This is a genomic window from Rhodococcus sp. ACS1, assembly GCF_002300155.1.
GTDB classification, from domain to species: Bacteria; Actinomycetota; Actinomycetes; order Mycobacteriales; family Mycobacteriaceae; genus Rhodococcus_F; species Rhodococcus_F koreensis.
Map to the genome: position 1 here is coordinate 472,634 of NZ_NSDZ01000006.1, position 19,265 is coordinate 491,898.

Below are 19,265 nucleotides of genomic sequence, written 5' to 3' on the forward strand. Positions count from 1 at the left end.
GCGATCTCGTGAGAGCGGGAGCCTCTGCCACCGCTCACCGGCCGCCTCGGCGCGCCCGTCAGGCCGGGGTCTGGTCGTTCAGCGCTCGTCGGGAGGTCTGCGGTTTCGCGTCCGCCCGGACCCGGTTGTTGATGGCGGCGCTGGCCTCGGTGATGAACTGATCGATCAGGCGCTGATCGGCGGGGGGCATCGGGTGGTACACCTCGCCGAGCATCTCGCCGAGTTCCCCGTAGATGCGACTGAATTCGTCGCGGCCGTGGTCGCTGAGCGAGATCAGCCGCTTGCGCCGGTCGGTGGGATGCGGCACCCGCCGGGCGTATCCGGCCTGCTCGATCCGGTCGACGAGCTCGGTCGCGGAGGCACTGGTGATGGTCAGTTCGGCGGCGAGTTCGCTCGCAGTCAGAGGGCCGTTGACGTAGAGATGGCCCAGTGCCACGGTCTCGGTCACACCGATGCGGAGGTGCCCGCGCGCCGCGTGACCGCGATACCGCTCCACCGCCAGGACCAGATCGCGGACGGCCAGCGCCAAGCGAATATCGCGTTCCATGCCTGTCAGAGTACCCGGGATCGACCAGGGCTCCGTGCCTTCAGGATTCCTTGTGTCTCGGCTACCGAGCTATTAGAGTCGGGGTGGTAGCGCAACGACTTTGTCGGCCTCGCGCGCGAGGCGATCTAGCGATGGAGGGGAATCTGGGCGGGAGCTTCCTCTAGAGCGCCGTGGTCCTGCCCGCCGCAACACCCGTCCTGCGCCGATCGCGTGCGCGGCCCGCCCGAGGGGACAGACGCCACTGCTCGACCTGCACTCCCCGTTCCCCTTGCCGATCACGATGGTCGCCGGCGGAAGGCCGCCTGCGACCATCGCGCCGAAGGGAGTGCAACGATGAGCGGCACCGCGCAGGGATCACGGATCGGCACCCAGTTCGGGCATTACCATCTCAAGCGGCTTCTCGGCAAAGGCGGCATGGGCGAGGTCTACGAGGCGTACGACCTCGACAAGGACCGCACCGTGGCGCTCAAACTCCTCCCCGACGCCTTGGCCGACGACCCGGTCTTCCGCGAACGTCTGCGCCGCGAATCGCACGCCGCCGCCCGCCTGCAGGAACCGCACGTCGTGCCGATCCACGACTACGGCGAAGTCAACGGCGTGCTGTACATCGACATGCGCCTGGTGCAGGGCGCCGACCTGCGCTCACTGTTGACCCGCTACGGGCCGCTGGCCCCGCCGCGGGCGGTCGCCATCATCAGCCAGATCGCCGCCGCCCTCGACGCCGCCCATGCCGACAAGCTCGTGCACCGCGATGTGAAACCCGAGAACGTCCTCGTCACCCGGCAGGACTTCGCCTACCTCGTCGACTTCGGCATCGCGAACTCGGCCACCGACGAGAAGCTGACCACGCTGGGAACCGCCGTCGGCACCTACGACTACATGGCCCCCGAACGCTTCGAGGGCGACGGCAGCGAGGTCACCTACCGCGCCGACATCTATTCGCTGGCCTGCGTTCTACACGAATGCCTCACCGGTGCAAGGCCTTACCCGGCGGACAGCATCCGGGTGAAGATCAGCTCACACCTGTTCGAGCCACCACCGCGGCCCAGTGTGGCGCGCCCCGGCGTGCCGGCGGGCTTCGATGCCGTCATCGCCCGCGGCATGGCGAAGAGCCCGCAGGATCGCTACGCCACCGCCGGCGATCTCGCACTCGCCGCCCACGACGCCCTCAGCGCCGGCGATCAGGACGAGGCCGCCACCCTCATCGAGAAAACCCAGGGCGACGCCGCCGAGCCCGGCCCGCCGGATGCCGCGGGACGGACCGGCACACCCCCACCGGCGCACACGCCGCCGCCCGCCGCCGCACCACCGACCTACATCGACACCCCGCCGCCTCCGCCGTACGGCACCCGCACGCCGCCGCCTCCGCCGTACGGCACCCGCACTCCGCCGCCTCCGCCGTACGGCACCCGCACTCCGCCGCCTCCGCCCTACGGCCCCGTGCCACCGCAAGAACACGGTGCCCCGAATGCCAACGCAGACACCTGGATCGACTCACACTCACCGACCCCGGGACACGGTGGGGCCGGCGCGCCCCCCGGGTGGGACAGCACACAGGTCGCCCCACCCCCGCCCCCGGGGTGGGGCGGCCCCCAGCAGAGCCAGCCGCCGCGCCCGGGTCCGTCCAAGCGGATGTGGATTGTCTTCGCCGGCGCCGCGCTCGTCGTGGTCGCGGCCGCGGCCGGTGTGGCGATGTGGCTCGCGAAACCGGCACCCACGCCGCCCGCACCGGCTCCCGCGCCGGTGTCCGCACCCCCGACGTCCCCGGAACCGTCCGGCCAATTCACCGCCGCCGATCAGCAGCTGATGCAGGTCATGCCCACCGGATACGGCGAATTCAACTGCCAATCGGAACAGTCGACCCCAGGTGAACTCTCCTCCCTCTCCTGCCAGCCGAACCAAGCCACCGGTGCGCCCTCCGCCCGCTTCTTCCTGTTCACCGATCTCGCGGCACTGCAGAGCCATTACGACGATGTCCTCAATGAGACGGACGTCATTTCCTGCCCGGACGGTGGCGGCGGTCCCGGCCCGTACAGTTCGCACGGTGAACCCCAGACCGTCGGCCAGGTGGCGTGTTTCATGTCCGCCGACACTCCGCCGGTGCCCGCCATCGCCTGGACGAACGAAGCCGATCTGGCGGTCGGAAAGGTGTTCGCGGACGACCCGAACGGCATGACACCCATGTACGAGTGGTGGACGAAGCAGGGGGCGTTCGAGTAGGACGGGAGCAACCGGCGGTCGCCGCGCCGTGTCGCGGGCACCGCGGGTGCTCGACCGACCGGGGTAGTCGACGCGAGCCGTCGCTGCCGACCCTCCCGCCCGGGGCGGATCGGATCGCCGTCGAGCCGGTATGGGTTGCCGCTCGGTGGGTTTCACCGGCGACTCGCAGGCCCGTCCGCACCTGTCCGCTCGGCAGGAGCAAATCCGGTGCGGTGCACGGGAGAAGGCGGGGGTTACGCCGTCATTGCCGCTGGGGGTGTCGGCGCGTTCATCGGTCGACGCGACGGCGGGAATCGACGCGGCCGAGCAGCAGAGCGAGTACCACGATCATGATGACGGCGAGGACGCCGCAGATCGCGAGGTCGGTCAGCCAGATTTCGGGAGTGTGCCGCCACAGCGGATCGTCGGCTCCGGGAGATCCCGGCATCGCCGCCAGGTCCACGGTGGAGGCGGCCATCGCATAGGTCCAGCGCGACGGGGAGAGCCAGGACAGCTGTTCGAGGGGCACACGCCCGTGTAGCGGGAACAGACCGCCGCAGAGGATGAGTTGGGCCATGACGACGAGCACCAACAAGGGCATACCCCGGTCGGCGTTGTCGATCATCGCCGAGATGAGCAACCCGATGATCATCGAGGTGACGGTCACCGCGATCACTGCGATCGCGATCTCGGCTTCACCGGATCCCAGCAGGGCGGCGCCGTCCGGCCCCGGCCGCCCGACCCATCCCAGGATCCCGAGAACCAGTCCCTGCAGACCGGTGATCACGGTGAGCACCGCGAGCTTGGAGGCGAGATAGGCGTTGCGGGACAGACCGATTGCGTGTTCCCGTCGGTAGATGGCCCTTTCCTTGACGATCTCGCGGACCGCTGCTGCGCAGCCCATCAGGGCGCCGCCGATGATCAGCAGGACCAGTAACTGGCCGGGCTCGTTCGAGTGCTGGACCGCTGCCTGGGTGAGCGAGAGCCCGGCGGTGCCGGGAACAGCATGGGTGAACAGACTGAGCAGCAGTGGCAGTGCCAGCAGGAAGGCCGTGTACTGGCGGTCGGCGGCGATGACGGCCAGGTAGCGGCGGCACAGGATCGCGAACTGGGTGAGCGCGGATTGTTGGGCGTTCGGGTTCTCGGGCGGCGACCGGTGTCCGGGCGGTGCAGGCGTGGCATCGGTCGGGCGCGGGCCGATGTACACCGGGTACAGAGGCGACTGCCGGAAGCGGGCGGCCCAATCGGTGACGGTGTCGTGCTCGAGCAGCGTGAACAGATCGGGGAAGTCCTCGCAGTGAAAGTAGGTGAGCGCTTGCCCAGGGGGCCCGAAGTATGCGAGCCGGCCCCCGGGGGCGAGGACGAGAAGCCGATCGCACAGGTCGAGTTGGGACACATTGTGCGTCACGACCACCACCGATCGGCCCTCGTCGGCCAAGCCGCGCAGCGTCTGCATCACCGACTTGTCGTATCCAGGATCGAGCCCGGAGGTCGGTTCGTCGAGGAACAACAGCGAGGGTTTGGTCAGTAACTCCAACGCGACGCTGGTGCGCTTGCGTTGTCCCCCCGAGAGGCTGGTGATGCGCTGGTCCGCCTGGCCGGTCAGCCCGAGTTCGGCGAGCACCTCGTCGATACGCTGCTGCCGGGCCTCGGCGGACACGTCCTGCGGAAACCGCAGCCGCGCAGCGTAGTTCAGTGCACGGCGCACCGTGAGCTGGGTGTGCAGAATGTCATCCTGCGGGACGAAACCGATACGGTGTCGCAGTTCCGCGTAGTTCGCGTACAGATCGCGCCCACCGTATTGCACGGCCCCACTCGTGGCCGGCCGGAACCCGGTCAGGGCATTGAGCAGGGTGGATTTTCCGGCACCGGTCGGTCCCACCACCGCGAGAAGGCTGCGTTGATCCAGGGTGAACCCCACACCCGTGAGCAGGACACGTCCGTTTGCGGTGACCGACTCCAGGTCGGTGGCCTCGAAGGATACGTCACCGGTGTCGACGTATTCCTCGAGTCTGTTGCCGTTCAGCCGCAGCAGTTGATGACCGACGCCGATCACGTCCGGCTCACCGATACGCGCCTGGGACACCCGGATTCCATTGACGTAGGTTCCGTTGGCGCTGCCGAGGTCGACGATGTCCCAGCTCCCGCCCGAATATCGCAGTTCCGCGTGATGGCGGGAGACCAGCAGGTCGTCGAAGATCACGTCGTTGTCGTCGGTGCGGCCGATCCTGATCCGAGGCTGCTCGATCGCATGAACAGCGGTGGGGGGCCGCGGCGATCGATCGCCCTCCGATGGTGTCGGCGCAGGTTCCGGGGGTGGTGCCGACGGTACGGGACGAAGGTGCAGGACCACACCGTGGGACGGGTTCCCGAGTACGACCGTCGTGGGTCCGTGCACCGGCACCTGATCGACCCGCTGTCCGTCCAGGAAGATGCCGTTTCGGCTTTGATTGCTCAAGGTCCAGCCGTGCGGTGTCGTGGTCAGGACCGCATGCGAGCGTGAGATGCGCGGATTGGCCAACTGTGCATCGGCGGTCTCGGACCGGCCGATGGTGAAGGTGTGGCCCGGCGCTGCCCGCCACCGGTGCCCGTCGGCCGCAACTTCCAGTGCTGGGGGCCCGTTGGGTGGGGAGTCGTCGGGGTTCATAGCGGCAGTGCCGGGAGCATATGTGTGTCGGTGCGATGATCTCGTACGCGAGCGTCGAAGTCCGGCGCCCAGCGACCGGTGCTTGCGTACCGCCCGCGAGTCGTAACGCAGGATCTCGGCATCCGGGCGCCATCCACTATCATCTCGACGCCAACCGCCGTGATGACGTTCGCATGCCGAGTTACTTTCCTGCGTATCACCATGTCAACCGAGTCGTTGACGTTTCTCCCAGATCCTTCCTGCGATGTCGAACGCGGGTATCGCGCCGAGGGTCCGAGGTGGGCGTGGGCCGATTGGGAACCCTCGACACGAACAGTCATCGTGAAGCAGTCATCTCACTCGGCTGCCTAACAACAAGATTGCCGTAACATATGGCAATCTCATGATACGGAATGGTGCGCGATCGTGGTAGTCGCGTGCCGGTCATGCCGGCAGACATGGAGAACGCCGGCGTCGATGACGATGTCGGCGTTCTCTGGAAGCCTCACTGAAAGGGTGCCGCCGGCGGACACCGCACAGTCGGGATCGGAATGTCCGAATGAGTGCGCACAGCCGGCGTACCGACTCCGGTGGGATCAGCGCGGCGTCGCCGCCATGCCGGAATCGCGAGCTGTTGCCTGCTTGGGGTGGCGGTGCCGGACCGGCAGGCACCGAGCGCAGCATCTACAGGGTGGTGATCATCTCGTAGTCACTGGTGCTCCAGGAGGCGAGGAACACGTCGAGGCTGATCGTCTCGGCGCGACCGGTGTCGATGCCGCTGTCGTTGAGGTAGACCAACCCCGCGGCGAGGTCGATGCCGGTGACGACGGCGGCGTGATCGGCGGTGGTGCGGTCACCGCGTTCGCCCCAAATGATTTCCGCGTTCACCCCGACGATGACCTTCCGGCCAATCACGAGATCTGCGACGATTTCATCGACGCCGGCCGTCGCGTTTTCGGCGTGGCTGAGGACGGCGGCGATGTCATAGTTCGCCAGCAACACGGGAATGTCCTCGGAAGCCGTCCCGCCGGTGCTGGCATCGGCGTCCGCGGGTCCGCCGGCCGCGTCGCCCGTGTAGATCGGGCCCGGTGTGACGGTGCTGGGGGTGTTGCGTGCGACCTCGACGATCTCGGCCTCGGAGGGACTGCGGCCGGTGACTTCTCCGACGACGTCGGCGACCGCCATCTCCGCGCAGTCGTCACCGTGCTGACGTTGCCAGTATGTGGCGGCTCCTACCGGATCGCCGACCACCACCGAGGCTGACATGGTCGAGACCGCGGCGGGGCTCACCGCGTTCGCGGTGCCGACGAGGCCGAGAGCTGCCACCCCGATAACAGCGGCGGTGATGCAGGTACTGGCGGCGGTGGCGATCTTGCGGGTGAACACGACGGTGGACCTTCTCTCATTGTCTTGCTGGGGACGTGAGGAAGTGTGTGGTCCGCCGCTTATCCGATCCTGGTCAAATCCCTATCCCCGCATCCGTCGAGCACATCCCCCGGCGAGCGACGCCGACGCCCCGTGCTGCCGGGCCTGGTAGATCCCATGTCCGGGACGGCATAATTGATGCCGACGCAACAACCTCGCGCGGGCGCCCGGAGCGAAAAGGCTCGGTGATTGGTGTGGCAGAGAATGTCGAGGCAATAAGTCCCCGGCTCGGTCTCCACGTCCTGGGCTCAGTGGAGTTGACCATCGATGGAGCGCCGCAGTCCCTGGGTGGCACCAAACCGCGCGCTGTGCTCGCGATGCTGCTCATCCGGCGCGGTCGTGTGGTCGCGGCCGACGCCCTCGCCGCGGCGGCGTGGAATGACGATCCGCCCCCGGACTACCGGGCCAGTTTGCACGTGATCGTGTCCAAACTGCGAAAGGCCCTCGGTGGCGCCGACGTGGACCCCAAGACCGTATTGGCGACCGTAGCACCGGGATACCGACTGTCGGTGGCGGACGACGACTTCGACCTGGCCCGGTTTCGGGCATTGTCGTCGACCGGTGGCCGGCTCGCCGAGGCCGGACAATTCGAGGAGGCGAGCGCCGCACTGTCTCACGCCCTGGACGAGTGGAAAGGGCCGGTCCTCGACGATCTACGCGGGCACAGCTTTGCCGATGCGTTCGCCGCCACTCTCGAAGAGGAACTGCTGGCGACCGCATCGGCGCGAACCCAGTCCGAAATTGCATGTGGCCGAGCCGAATCAGTAATCTCTACTCTGATCGATCTGACGAATGAGCATCCGCTTCGAGAGCCACTGTGGGCCCAGCTGATCACCGCCCTCTACCTGGCCGGCCGGCAATCCGACGCCTTGGACGCATGCCGGCGGCTACGCACAACCCTCGCCGACGAACTGGGCATCGACCCATCCGGACCACTACAAGACCTCGAAAAACGAATCCTGAATCAGGAACCGTTGACCGTGACGACCGGCGCCATGACGTTGACCTTGATCGAGCAGCAACAGCGAGTGGCCACCGGACAGCTCCGCGACCGCGCCGGCACGGCGATCCCGGTTCCCCCCGGTGGTCTGCGGATCGGGCGAAAGAACACCAACGATCTCGTGCTCAGCCACCGCAACGTCAGCCGGTACCATGCGATCGTCGTGGCTACCGGGCCGCAATACGAAATCCGGGACCTGCAGTCGTCAAACGGCACGCTGATCAACGGCGAGCGCATCATCGACTCCGCCATTCTCGGCCATGGCGACGTCATCCGCATCGGCAGCACCGAATGGTCGTTCGAGGTGATTGGGCCGTAGGGCCAACTGCGCCAACGACTGTGGCGATGACTCTGTCGCCGCTACGTGGCGTCGACTACGCAGCTGGTAGGGGACCACCAGCTCTGGTGCTCCGGTGGTGGTTGCCGAGGCGACCGACGCTCGTCCGGTTGTGCCGGCTGACTTCGACGCAACCGGTTAGATTGTCGTAGCGCTTCTCGTACGGAAAAAGTCCTTACTCGATGTTTGCAAGATCAGTGTCACGACGACCACGGCAAGCCCTGAGCACACGACTCCGAGAACTCGTCCGTAATCACTCGTGCTCACCCCGACATTGACGAGAGAGAGCCCCACTGTGACTGATGAAGTCCACAGGAGGGATTTGTTGGCGCGACCCCTCGAGACGCCGACTCCACCCCATATGAACAACCCGGCAAACACAAGGCCGACGGGGGAAAGACATAGGGCTGCTGTGACTGCACCGGTCCTGGGATAGTAGTGACTGCTCGTATAGAGCGACACCAAGCTGGCGATAGTGGTCAGCGCGGTCATGACAAGGGCGAGGACCGCTGCCGCGGTGACCGTCCCGGGGCGCTGGGCGATGCCGTAGCCGGCAGACGGAGCAGTGCCATACGCCGAGCCCGGAGCGTTGTAGGACGGGGTGAAATTCGCTGGCGTTCCGTAGGGTTGCCGCGGAGACCAGTGAGCCGGTGACGTGCCGTCGACCGAAGTGCCGTACCGCGGCGGCGGTTGAGTTCCGTAGGCCGGGCGTGGCTGCGGTGTCGAGGCACGCAGCGGTTCGATGGGCAGGCAGACCGTTTTCACGAGCGTGTCGGCGATCGTCTGCCGCTTGGCGGTGAACAACGGCAGCAGATAACCGATGTAGAAGATCGCGTCCAGGATGTGGGCGACCTGACGCACGAGCGACATCCTGAAGCCGATCGGCCGGCCCGTTCGTTCACTGACCACCTTGAACTTCAGCACCGACTTACCGATGCTCGAACCGGTCCGGCCTTGGCGATAGCCCCAGTTCCAGAACCAATACGCGAGCACCACCAGAGTGATGATCGACGAAACGATGCCTTCGAAGACCGACGAGCTGCACGACGTGGCATCGGTGCTCTCGCCGGTAGGGCAGGACGTGCCATCCGCCATGCCGATGATCACTCCGCCGCCGACACCGAAGCCAACGGCGAGGATCATGTACAGAAGTTGGTCGATCACGAAGGCGCCGACACGCCTGATCCATGAGGTATAGGCCTCCGCCGGCAGGACGCCCACGTGATGAGCTGGGAGCGGATACCCCGCGCCGCCGGACGAAGGTGGTTGAGAAGCCCTCGGCGGCCGGGGTGGTGAATAGCCGCCGGGCGGAACTGGTGGTTGTTCGGTCATGGGCCGAGCCTTCCGGAGATGACGCTAGTTCGATGGTAAGACGGTGACTGAGCTGTCCGGCGGTGTGCCATTACTGATGGTGGGAAACCTGCGTGCCTTGATCGGCACCTGCTCGTAGAGTGCGCCAACATAATTGCCCTCACGTCGACAAGCGAGATCCCTGATTTCCCGGGTTCTGAAGCGGTAAAACAGATTCCGAAGTAGGGGAGCCTGCTTGCCAACGTTTGCCCTCACCCACCACGTTTCCGACTGCGGGCGAGATCGGCGTGCGAGGCATCGAAGCAATTCCATTCACTCCATTTCCACCACTCATGTGGAGCATCGATCCGCAGCGGTCGATGCGATGGCCGAATCAGGCCCCGCAACGTGTGCGCATTCAGGATGCCGCTCAGGGCTTAAGCAGCTCTGAACCCCTTCTTATCGGCCCGCATGGTGCGGATCTGCTGGGGGTGGGCCAGCGACGGTGCGACGGTTGATCGACGTGGGAGTTGTCGGCGGAGAAAGTCGGCACTCGGCATCGGCTGTTGTTGCGCGATGTGCTCGAGTATCAGCAGCAGCGCCGTGCCCGCCAGTGCAAGGCACTTGCCCAGACGTTGTCCGGATATGTGATGGCGTCGGGAGGTGGGTATGGATCCTGTGGATCCACTGAACGCACCCGCGGCCTCCGCGTATCTCCTGAGTTGCACCGGGTTGGCCGATTTTCGGGGTGGTTCCGGCGTTTGCACTGGTGACAACGGTGCCATCCGGGAAACTGGCACACTGATATGTACGCCGGTTTGTCAAGTGCGCAGGGCGAGGCGGCGTCCAGGACCGTCGTCGTGGGCGCCGCCCACTGTGGCCCGGTCGATCTGGGGTGGGTGGCGAGCGTGTCGGTTTCGACGCGTGGTCAACTCTGATGTGCGCGGATTGGCTACCGCAGGACGGTTATTCGGCTGGAGTGGGTCGCTCGTCTAAACCGAGCGTGATCCCAACGTGGAGTTGGGGATTGCTCATAGTGTGCTCACGGATCACTCCCAGGCGCTGCCGTCGCCACACCTTGTGATTCGTCCCGGACGTTGGTGGAGGTTCCCCCGTTCGCCGGTCCGTGCCTGCAGGTCGTCGACGACCAAGGAGGCAAGGTGGAGTCCCCGCAGCCGCAGCGAGGAGAACCGACCTTGCCCCCGACCGGAGCAGGCTCGGGATCCCGGCCTTCTGCAGGAGCTCGGCGTCGGTCCACCGCACCTCACGGCGCAGCTGCGGGTCATCGGGATGATCGCGACGGCGCCGGTGTGGCGGGGCGGTGTCAGAGCCTGGCGAGTACCGGCCCAGTCGCGCTTGGCAGGTATTGCCATGGTCTCGTAGACGCTGGTCGTCACGTCGGGTCTCTCCGTTACCGCTTCGATGACCCACGTCTGCGTGCTGGATGGCCTCGGAAATGTTGGTGCTGTAGGTCAACCGTTTCCGGGTCTTTGCGATGTTCTCGTCGGTGGCGGCGACGTCGGCGCGGTTGACGTCGGCGTACATTCCGTGCGCGGAGAGGTCTTTTCCCTTGAATGCGCTGTGCCGGGCAATCTGCCCGCCGAGGATGCCTGCGCCTACTACGGTGACCCGATTCGGGTCGGAGATCACTTCTCCATTGGTGTTCGGTGGTGCACATTCTTGATGTGCGGTGGGTGCGGTCTCACCTCGTCGGTGACGGTGTGCTGTGGAGGGGGTCGAGGACTCGGTGGAGGAAGGTGAGCTGGTCGGCCAGTGCCTGCTGTTGCCAGGGTCCCTGGTAGATGTCGAAGTGATCGACGGGGTACTCGCGCAGTTGCGCGAGCGGGCCGGCCTTGGCGGCGGTCCGGCGGGCGGCGTCGGGCGGCGCGATGCGGTCGTGTGTGCCGATCTGCACCAGGATCGGGCAGGAGAGATGACGAGCGGAAGTGGTGGGCCGGTTCACCCCGACCTCCAGTGCGGTGCGTGCGCACACTTCGTTGCGCCAGGTCGCGCCGGCCATCGAGGTGTAGGCCTCCACGGCGCCGGGCGTGCTGAGGATCGCCGCCGACCCTGGCTGCCCGACCACCGGAACGTGGTGCGGCGCGCGTTTGGTCAGCGCACGGGCGAGGTCCCGCAGCCCGTGTCCGGTGGCGCGAACCAGCTGGCCGGGGCCGGCGTAGCGGGCGATCTGGACCAGGGCGGCGAGCCCGTCGGTGGCCGGTGTCAGGGAAACGACCGCCGCGATGCGCCGATCCTCCGCGGCGACCGCGATGACGTGACCTCCGGAGTACGACGTCCCCCACAGTGCGATTCGGTCCGGGTCGACGCCTGGCAGTCGGCGGACCGCCTCGATCGCGGCGCGGTAGTCCTGTCGCTGACGGCGGAACGACACATGTTGGCGGGGTGTGCCGTCCGAGTCACCGAAGCCGCGGTAGTCGAAGACGAACGCATCGATGCCTGCCTGAGCGAATGCCTCGGCGTAGCCCAGCAGGCCGGTGTCGCGGGTGCCGCCGAAGCCGTGCGCCATGACCACGCACGGCCGGCCGGGTTCTCGGTCCGGTGCGTCGGTGGTGGCCGGAACGTGCCAGGCCGCACAGGTGACGCCGTGGCTGGTGAAGGTGATCTCGTTGTTCATCGTGCTCGCTACGGTCACGAGGCCAGCAGAGCCGGAGGGTGGGCGGTGAATCGCAGGTCGGGGTCCTCGATCGGCCCCTCACGCAGCCGCTCGACGTCCTTGTCGTAGGCCGTCGCGGCTGTCCACGGGCCGCTGGTGCCGGCACGGGGGAACGCGGCGACCGCACGCTGGACGTATCCGGAGGTGAGGTCGAGCAACGGGACCCGTTCCATGTCCGGATCGGTGAGGACCGGTTCGACGATGGTGTAGCCGCGCTCGTCCATGTGATCGAGCAGTCGGCAGAAGTGCTCGCTGATGAGGTCGACCTTGAGCGTCCAGGAGATGTTCGTGTAGCCGAGTGCGAACACGAAGTTCGGTAGGCCGCTGAGCATCATCGACTTGTAGACGGTGGTGTCGGGCGGATTCACCGGCTCTCCGTCGACTCTGATCCGGATCGCACCGAACGCGAGCATGTTCAAACCGGTGGCGGTGACGACGATGTCGGCCTCGAGTTCCTGGCCGGACTCGAGCCGGATTCCGGTTTCGGTGAATCGTTCGATCCGATCCGTCACTACCGAGGCCTGGCCTGTCGAGATCGCCTTGAACAGGTCGCCGTTGGGCACCATGCAGAGGCGCTGATCCCAGGGGTTGTAGCGGGGGGTGAAGTGAGTGTCGACGTCGAAGTTCTTGGGCAGCTGGCGGCGGACCCCGGCGATCAACAGCTTCCGCATGAGCTTCGGGGAGCGCCGGCAGGCCGTGAAGATCCCGCGGTGCATCATGATGTTCTTGCGCCGGATGATCGGGTACGCCCGCTTCGGGCCGATCAGCTTGTTGAGCGTGTTCGCGATCGCGTCCTCGGCCGGCAGCGAGAGCACGTAGCTCGGCGACCGCTGCAACATCGTGATGTGCCCTGCGGTGCCGGCCATCGCGGGGATCAGCGTGGCCGCGGTCGCGCCGCTGCCGATGACCACCACCTTCTTGCCGGAGTAGTCGAGGTCTTCGGGCCAGTGCTGGGGATGAACCACCTGGCCGGTGAAGTCCTCGATGCCGTCGAATTCGGGCGTGAAGCCGGCCTCGTGGTCGTAGTAGCCGGTACCGGAGAACAGGAACCGCGCGGTGATCTGCACGGTCTCGTCGCTGCCGGAACGGTGCGCGGTCACAGTCCAGCGCCCCGCCGACGAGGAGAACTCCGCCGCCGACACCCGGTATCCGAAGCGGATGTGCTCGTCGATGTGGTTCTCGGTGACGGTCTCCTGCAGGTAGTCCAGGATGATGTGCGCGTCGGCGATCGCCTTCTTGTGCGTCCACGGCTTGAACCCGAAGCCGAAGGTCGGCATGTCCGAATCCGAGCGGATCCCCGGGTAGCGGAACTGGGTCCACGTCCCGCCGATCGCGTCCTTACCGTCGAGGATCGCGAACGTCGTGTCCGGCCGGCGGGTCTTGAGGTGGTAGGCCGCGCCGATTCCGGAGATGCCGGCGCCGATGATCAACACATCGAATTCCATGGTCTCCACGTCGGGGATGGTCGTGATCGTCACTGGTGTCTCCTGGACGCTGTCGAGTGGGGGTGTGATGTGATTCACAGTAAATCCGCACCGACACCCGGCGACATGTCCGTACGCCTATACCTTGCCCCCGACTATGTGCGGTAGCACACTCTGTTCATGACCAGCGCAACGACCCCCGCGGTGATCGTCAGGCTCATGGGTGACGTCGCCGACTCGATGCTCGCCGAACTCGATCGGTTCGTCGAAGACATGGACGCCGAGGTGGTCAAGCTGGCCCCAGCGCTGGGCGCCGATGCCGCGATCGCGGCGGAGATGTCGGCAAGCAACCGCGCGAACGTCGCGCGCCTACTGACGACACTCTCACGCCGCGACGGCCGCGCGGCACCGATCGACGTCCCACCGGAGGCGCTGGATGTGGTCCGCACCATCGTGCGCCGCGGCATCGACCTCGACGTGATCTTCCACGCCTACCGGCGAGGGCAGAACCTGGTGTGGCAGAGCTTCATCGCCCATGCCGCTCGGGTCGTCGCGCCGGGCCCGCAGCTCGTCGAGTTGTTGGAGGCGTTTTCGCAGCACCTGTTCGAGAACGTCGACCACGTGATCGGCCGCGTCATTGCCGACGCGCAGCGTGAGCGCGAGGAGGTGCTCGGTGGTGCGCTCGCACGCCGCACCGAGACCGTTCGTCTGATCCTCGACGGTGCCCCGATCGACAGCCGCCGAGCCAGCGAACGCCTGGGGTACGAACTGGCCCGCCGCCATACCGCACTCGTGTTGTGGACCCAACCGCCCGGCGAGGTGCAGGGCGCGCTGGAGTCCGCCGCCACCAGCCTCGCCCGCGCCGCCGGTGCGCGCCCTCCGCTGACCCTCCCCGCCGGAACCTCGACGCTGTGGGCCTGGCTCGGTACCGACTCCGACCCCGCGCTCGACGCATTGCGCGACGCGCTCACCCGAGCGCAACCCAACGTCCGCGTCGCGGTCGGCCCCACCCAGCCCGGCATCACCGGGTTCCGCCGCTCACACGATGCGGCGCTGACCATCCAGCGGCTGCTCAGCGGGCACCCGAGCGGCGCGCGCCTGGCGCTCTACCGCGACCTCGAAGTCACGGCGCTGGCAGCGCAAAACCAAGACCGCGCAGCCGATTTCGTCGCCACGACGCTGGGTCCGCTCGCCGTGGACACGCCCAGCGCGGCGCGGCTCCGCGAGACCCTGCGGGTGTTCCTCGACGAAGCCGAGAACGCACCCCGCGCCGCCGTCCGCCTGCACACCCACCGCAATACCGTCCTGCAACGCGTCGCGCGTGCAACCGAACTCCTCGGTCACCATCCCGGCGAACGCCGGCTGGCGCTCGAACTCGCGCTCGAACTCGCCCACCACATCGGGCCCCGGGTCCTGACCCGGACCTGACGAACATTCAGGTACCCCGTGATCGCCGCAACCGACCCGCGACCTTCCCCACCGAGTACTCGAGCGCGCCGCGGATCCCCTGGGTCGGCGTGCGGCACGCTCACAGACGTCCAGCGTGGCACCCCCCCGAGGCGACCCGTCACTGCCCTCCGCGCACCGGGGCGGAGGGGAGTCCGCTCCGAAATGCGGCGACCCGCATCCCTGTGAGGTGGGCGCCTCGGTTGTGATGGTGCTGTGTCCCGATGTGATGACATGTCCCCGGTTTGTGATGTGGGTGTCGGGGGAGTGCCGGCGCCGGGGCGCGCGGGGTGTCGACGGCCGCGCGGATGTCCGTTTCGACCGGTGTTGAGTCTTTTCTGAAAGATGTTGATATACAACATATTTAGATAATCAGTTGCAGGGCAAGATTCTGCGAGAATTATGCACAGGATCTAGCTGGCCCTCGACGACCACCAACTGCGCGCCGTCCTCGCCCACGAACGCGCACACCTGAACGGCGGGCACCGTCTGTTGCTCGGCCCGGTGCGGGCCCGCGCCGCAGCGATGCATCCGTTTCTGCGGGAACGCGGGCTGGTAGATGCCGCGGACGTCGCAGAAACGCCTCGGCAAGCTCGTCCGCCCCGCCGCCTTCTACACCGGACCCGCACCTCGCGCCCCCCGAGTCCGTCGAGGGCTGGGACCAGATCGCCCACACCAGCTGACCGGCGAAACTGTTTTGCTAGTGCGAAGTCCGCCAGTCGAACCGGAGCATGGCTGTCGCGGCCGGACTCGACGTTCTTGGACAAGTTCCCAATTTCACCGCCTGGAAAGGCTTGGACGCGGACTGCAACTCCGTGTCTGCTCAGTCGCGGTAGATCGCTGGGGGTGGGCCCGAGACCGGTCCGAGCGGGGTGGCCAGCCACCGGTCGTAGATGCGCATCCAGGTGCCGTCGGCACGGATGCGGTCGAGTGTGCCGTTGACGAACCGCACCAGGTCGCTCCGGTCCTTGTTGACCCCTATTCCGGCGTGTTCGGTCTCGAGCGGTGGTCCGACGATCTGCAGTTCCGGGTCCTGGGCGGTGAATCCGGCCAGAAGTGAGTCGGAGGTGCTGGCGGCGTCGGCCTGTGCCTTCTGCAGGGTGACCAGGCAGTCGTCCCAGTCGGGGACTGCGACGATCGTGGCCTGCGGCGCGACCCGTTGGACGGTGGCCAATGAGGTGGTGGCGATGAAGCTGCAGACTCGCTTCCCGGCGAGGTCCGCCGGTCCGGTGATGTCGGAGCCCTTGGGGACCAGCAGGCGCTGGTAGGTGCGCAGGTACTCGGTGGAGAAGCCGACCCGTTGTGCGCGATCGCAGGTGATGGAGGTGGAGTGGACGACGACGTCCACGTCGTTGTTCTCGAGTGCGGTGAACCGGCCTGCGGAGGTGAGCAGCCGGAATTCGAGCTTCTCCGGATCGCCGAAGATGTCGCGGGTGATCTCGCGGGCGATGTCGACGTCGAAGCCCTGCAAGGTGCCGGTGTCCGGGTCCCGGAAGCTGAGCAGATTGGTGTTCTGATCGATACCGACGATCAACCGACCGCGAGCGGCAATCTCGGCGAGCGAGCCGCCGGGTGGCATCTGTCCGGGTGCCGGCGGTGGGCCGGGACGCAGGCTGGCGAGGGCACCGCACGATTCGGGTGATGGTGGTTCCGGAGGCGCGGTGCCCAGGGGCGCGATGATCTGTGCGCCACCCGACATCGGTCGGGTGTACAGACCAGTGGCGGTCGGGGTGAGCGGATCCGGTGCGGCGCACGCGGTGAGGACGGCGCCGGCGGTGGCGATGATCGCGACACCGACGAGGATCCCGAGCCGCGTTCGCGGTCCCGCGCTCTGTGTCGGTAGCGTCATCCGGGTCATCAGTGGTACTCGTTCAGTCTCGGCCAGATACCCCCGCCGACGGCGAATCCGCCGAGAACTCCGATTACGATGCTACCGATGGCCAGCTTCGACATCGACCGATACGTGTCCGTCACGGCGTCGACCTCGTCGTCGCGGAGCCGGTCGATTGCGCTGCGCAGGGACTGGTCGAGGGCGGCGAACCGTGCCGTCGATGCGGCAGGATCGGATCCGACGGCGATCGCCGCGGCGGCCGGGTAGTCACCGCGATCGAGGGCATTGTCGATCTCCTGATGCGCGGCACGCCACCCGTCGAGTGCGGTCACGGCGCCGTCGATCGGTTCCGCGGCGGCACGTCCGTGTGAGTCGGCCAGCTGCCGGGCGAGTTCCTCCGAGAGCGCCTCCGTACGCCGGGCATAGTCGATCTCGTACCGGGTGTCCGATCCGCGCTGCACTATGGCGAGGGTTTCGTCGGCGCGGGCCTGCTGCGCCAGAATGCGAGCGTGGACGACGGCATCGAGAGGTTGGGTCCCTTCAACTCTCGCGCGGTCGCTCGCCATCGACGACACCACACTTGCCGCGACCAACCAGATCAGCAGAACGGCCATCAGTGCGGTGGCGGCGGCGAGGCCGGGGTTGACCCGACGTTTGTTCTTCCGCCGCAGGTACAGCTGGGCGAGGATGAGGGCGACGAGCATGGCAACGGTCACGGTGAGGGCGGTCGTGGGCAGTTGCGCAATGTGGGTTTGGGTATCGGCGACCGCCTGGGATTGGTGGACGTAGAGGCGTTCGGCCATCGGGAGGATGGTGTCCTGCATGAGCGTGGAAGCATCGGACAGGTACGCCACCGCGACCGGGTTGCCGGCCCGGTCGTTGGCTTGCGCAGTCGCCACCAGGTTGGAGTACTCGGCGAGGTTGCGCACGATGTCCGACAGCAGTGCCAGCGATTCGGCGTCCTGTGACGAGACGCCGTTGGCTGCGGTGACCAACGCGCTCGATGCCTCGCCGATCGCCTGGGTGTACTGCTGCCGGACGGCGGTCGTTTCGGTGCCGCTGGAGAGGAAGGACGTGGTGGCGTCGGCGTCGGCGATCGACAACGCGCTGTAGACGTTCTGGGCGGCATTCATCAGCGGTTCGGTGTGGGTGCGGAGGGTCTCGACGCGCTGCTGCCGGGCTGCAACCGCGGCCGAGGTGATCACAGCAGCGGTGAGGACCGCCGCGACGAGCAGGATCCCCAGCACGGACAGCCGTCCCGGCGTGGAGACGAGAAAGTCCATCCACGGACGGCGGCGGGCCTCGGGCTCGACGACCAGACCCTCATCGAGGGTAGGGGCTTCGGTAGCAACACGGTCACCACGGTGGAACATCCGGCCTCCTGCCCCACAAACCTGCTGGTCGGTCCCAGTCGGGATTGCCCGGCGGCCGTCCAGAGCAGCGACAGAATCGGCTGTGCGTCGCCGCCGAGTACAGCATGCTTCCCAGGGGCTGACCGAGGGAAAGACACCGGGTGCACCAGAAGATCAACGAACATCTCGAGACAACTCGTCAAATCCTGCTGTTCGCGTGAAATCCGGTTGCCTGGATCCACTTCCTTCCGAAGGGTCATCGCTGTCGGCATCGCGACCGGGCGGCATCTGTGTGTAAGGCCGGTGCGGCGCGCGACTGGTGGTTGTCGCTACCGCGACGCGGAGACCAGCATGGGCTCGCGCAGGTCGAAGTAGTCGACCTCGCCCATCAGCCGGCCTTCCTCCTCGAACAGCGAACGCAGATCGTCGGGGACGGTGATCTTCTCGTGTGCGCGGGCCTCGGGCTCGGTGGTGAAGTACACCGCCTCGACGTATCCGCCGTCGCCGGCGGCGGCGAACGTACCGCCGAGGATTTCCGGCCGCACCCCGGGTAGCTTGTCGCCGGCCTGGGCCATCAGCTCAGACAGCCGGTGCGCGTCGGTGGTGTGGCCCTCCATGATCTGCACGAACCCGGCATCGTCGGAGCCGCCACCGAGCCACTCCATCGCGTCCGGGCAGTCCATGAAGGTGACCGGGCCGTCGAAACACCGCTCGGTCTCGGCCCACCAGGTGCCCTGCTCGGGACGTTCGCTGTTGCGGCGGGCCGCCTCCTCGGAGTCGAACCGAACCAGGGCGATGTACGTGCCGTCGCCGCGGGTGCCGGAGGTGGAGCCGAGGTAGCCGGTGGCCCCCGGTTGCAGTTCCTCGTTCCACCGATCCATGCATTCGCGCAGCCGCGGCTGATCGGCAACTTTTCCCTGGATGACTTGGATGAACATCAGTAACCTCCTCCCGCGGGGACACAGGTCCCCTCGGTGAGTGCAACGGTGGCCGACTTGTCGCGGTCCACCGCCGGCGGGCGTCGACGGCCCGCGGCCGCAGCCACTGCGTACCCAATTTTTCTCCGCCAGACCGTGTGGGGCAAGGGCACGCACCGGCAGCTCGCTCGACCCGG

At 66.9% G+C, this 19,265-nt stretch carries 12 protein-coding genes and 1 pseudogene; 4 read left to right on the forward strand and 9 right to left on the reverse strand.

The window, feature by feature from the left end; translation table 11 throughout:
* Nucleotides 1-58: 58 nt before the first annotated feature.
* Entirely contained in the window at nt 59-547 is a 489-nt protein-coding gene (locus CJ179_RS30755) for a MarR family winged helix-turn-helix transcriptional regulator (protein WP_095863929.1), read from the reverse strand.
* A gap of 333 nt (nt 548-880) precedes the next feature.
* On the opposite strand from CJ179_RS30755, the gene CJ179_RS30760 reads away from it, so the two are divergent.
* A complete protein-coding gene (locus CJ179_RS30760) occupies nt 881-2,767 on the forward strand; it encodes a serine/threonine-protein kinase (RefSeq protein ID WP_095863930.1) in 1,887 nt (628 codons plus the stop codon).
* A 268-nt stretch (nt 2,768-3,035) separates the two neighbouring features.
* Here the strand turns inward: CJ179_RS30760 and CJ179_RS30765 are convergent, their stop codons facing one another.
* Nucleotides 3,036-5,393, reverse strand: coding sequence for an ATP-binding cassette domain-containing protein (locus tag CJ179_RS30765; protein WP_095863931.1), 2,358 nt, complete (start codon nt 5,391-5,393; stop codon nt 3,036-3,038).
* Nucleotides 5,394-6,056: 663 nt separating this feature from the next.
* The gene (locus CJ179_RS30770; RefSeq protein WP_095863932.1) at nt 6,057-6,758 is read right to left on the reverse strand and encodes a hypothetical protein; all 702 of its coding nucleotides are present in this window, start codon (nt 6,756-6,758) and stop codon (nt 6,057-6,059) included.
* A gap of 224 nt (nt 6,759-6,982) precedes the next feature.
* Between CJ179_RS30770 and CJ179_RS30775 the strand changes: the two genes are divergently transcribed.
* Nucleotides 6,983-8,116 carry a BTAD domain-containing putative transcriptional regulator gene (locus tag CJ179_RS30775; RefSeq protein WP_095863933.1) on the forward strand — a complete coding sequence of 378 codons (1,134 nt, stop codon included), beginning with the start codon at nt 6,983-6,985 and terminating at the stop codon, nt 8,114-8,116.
* Nucleotides 8,117-8,272: 156 nt separating this feature from the next.
* Here the strand turns inward: CJ179_RS30775 and CJ179_RS30780 are convergent, their stop codons facing one another.
* From CJ179_RS30780 to CJ179_RS30800, 3 genes are all read right to left on the reverse strand, one after another.
* Nucleotides 8,273-9,466 (reverse strand): RDD family protein, encoded by a 1,194-nt coding sequence (locus CJ179_RS30780; protein ID WP_095863934.1) that lies wholly within the window; start codon nt 9,464-9,466, stop codon nt 8,273-8,275.
* Nucleotides 9,467-11,126: 1,660 nt separating this feature from the next.
* The gene (locus CJ179_RS30795) at nt 11,127-12,059 is read right to left on the reverse strand and encodes an alpha/beta hydrolase (RefSeq protein WP_095863935.1); all 933 of its coding nucleotides are present in this window, start codon (nt 12,057-12,059) and stop codon (nt 11,127-11,129) included.
* A 14-nt stretch (nt 12,060-12,073) separates the two neighbouring features.
* Nucleotides 12,074-13,543 (reverse strand): NAD(P)/FAD-dependent oxidoreductase, encoded by a 1,470-nt coding sequence (locus CJ179_RS30800; RefSeq protein ID WP_167372255.1) that lies wholly within the window; start codon nt 13,541-13,543, stop codon nt 12,074-12,076.
* A gap of 159 nt (nt 13,544-13,702) precedes the next feature.
* On the opposite strand from CJ179_RS30800, the gene CJ179_RS30805 reads away from it, so the two are divergent.
* Nucleotides 13,703-14,950 carry a CdaR family transcriptional regulator gene (locus tag CJ179_RS30805; RefSeq protein WP_179377697.1) on the forward strand — a complete coding sequence of 416 codons (1,248 nt, stop codon included), beginning with the start codon at nt 13,703-13,705 and terminating at the stop codon, nt 14,948-14,950.
* Nucleotides 14,951-15,542: 592 nt separating this feature from the next.
* Nucleotides 15,543-15,651 (forward strand): annotated as a pseudogene (locus CJ179_RS52955) (citrate (Si)-synthase); the annotation flags it as partial.
* Between the two features lie 140 nt (nt 15,652-15,791).
* Here CJ179_RS52955 and CJ179_RS30815 read toward each other — a convergent pair.
* From CJ179_RS30815 to CJ179_RS30825, 3 genes are all read right to left on the reverse strand, one after another.
* Nucleotides 15,792-16,826, reverse strand: coding sequence for a glutamate ABC transporter substrate-binding protein (locus tag CJ179_RS30815; protein ID WP_072951431.1), 1,035 nt, complete (start codon nt 16,824-16,826; stop codon nt 15,792-15,794).
* Nucleotides 16,826-18,172: a hypothetical protein gene (locus tag CJ179_RS30820; RefSeq protein ID WP_095863937.1), complete on the reverse strand. Its 1,347-nt coding sequence runs from the start codon at nt 18,170-18,172 to the stop codon at nt 16,826-16,828. The genes CJ179_RS30815 and CJ179_RS30820 overlap by 1 nt, the downstream gene beginning before the upstream one ends.
* A gap of 308 nt (nt 18,173-18,480) precedes the next feature.
* A complete protein-coding gene (locus tag CJ179_RS30825; protein ID WP_095863938.1) occupies nt 18,481-19,089 on the reverse strand; it encodes a hypothetical protein in 609 nt (202 codons plus the stop codon).
* Nucleotides 19,090-19,265: the final 176 nt, after the last annotated feature.

Bases quoted from the DNA above. Each gene is read 5' to 3' on its own strand.
- CJ179_RS30760 (WP_095863930.1), top strand. From the start codon at position 881: ATGAGCGGCACCGCGCAGGGATCACGGATCGGCACCCAGTTCGGGCAT.
- CJ179_RS30820 (WP_095863937.1), bottom strand. From the start codon at position 18,172: ATGTTCCACCGTGGTGACCGTGTTGCTACCGAAGCCCCTACCCTCGAT.
- CJ179_RS30765 (WP_095863931.1), bottom strand. From the start codon at position 5,393: ATGAACCCCGACGACTCCCCACCCAACGGGCCCCCAGCACTGGAAGTT.
- CJ179_RS30825 (WP_095863938.1), bottom strand. From the start codon at position 19,089: ATGTTCATCCAAGTCATCCAGGGAAAAGTTGCCGATCAGCCGCGGCTG.
- CJ179_RS30805 (WP_179377697.1), top strand. From the start codon at position 13,703: ATGACCAGCGCAACGACCCCCGCGGTGATCGTCAGGCTCATGGGTGAC.
- CJ179_RS30755 (WP_095863929.1), bottom strand. From the start codon at position 547: ATGGAACGCGATATTCGCTTGGCGCTGGCCGTCCGCGATCTGGTCCTG.
- CJ179_RS30795 (WP_095863935.1), bottom strand. From the start codon at position 12,059: ATGAACAACGAGATCACCTTCACCAGCCACGGCGTCACCTGTGCGGCC.
- CJ179_RS30800 (WP_167372255.1), bottom strand. From the start codon at position 13,543: ATGGAATTCGATGTGTTGATCATCGGCGCCGGCATCTCCGGAATCGGC.
- CJ179_RS30780 (WP_095863934.1), bottom strand. From the start codon at position 9,466: ATGACCGAACAACCACCAGTTCCGCCCGGCGGCTATTCACCACCCCGG.
- CJ179_RS30815 (WP_072951431.1), bottom strand. From the start codon at position 16,826: ATGACCCGGATGACGCTACCGACACAGAGCGCGGGACCGCGAACGCGG.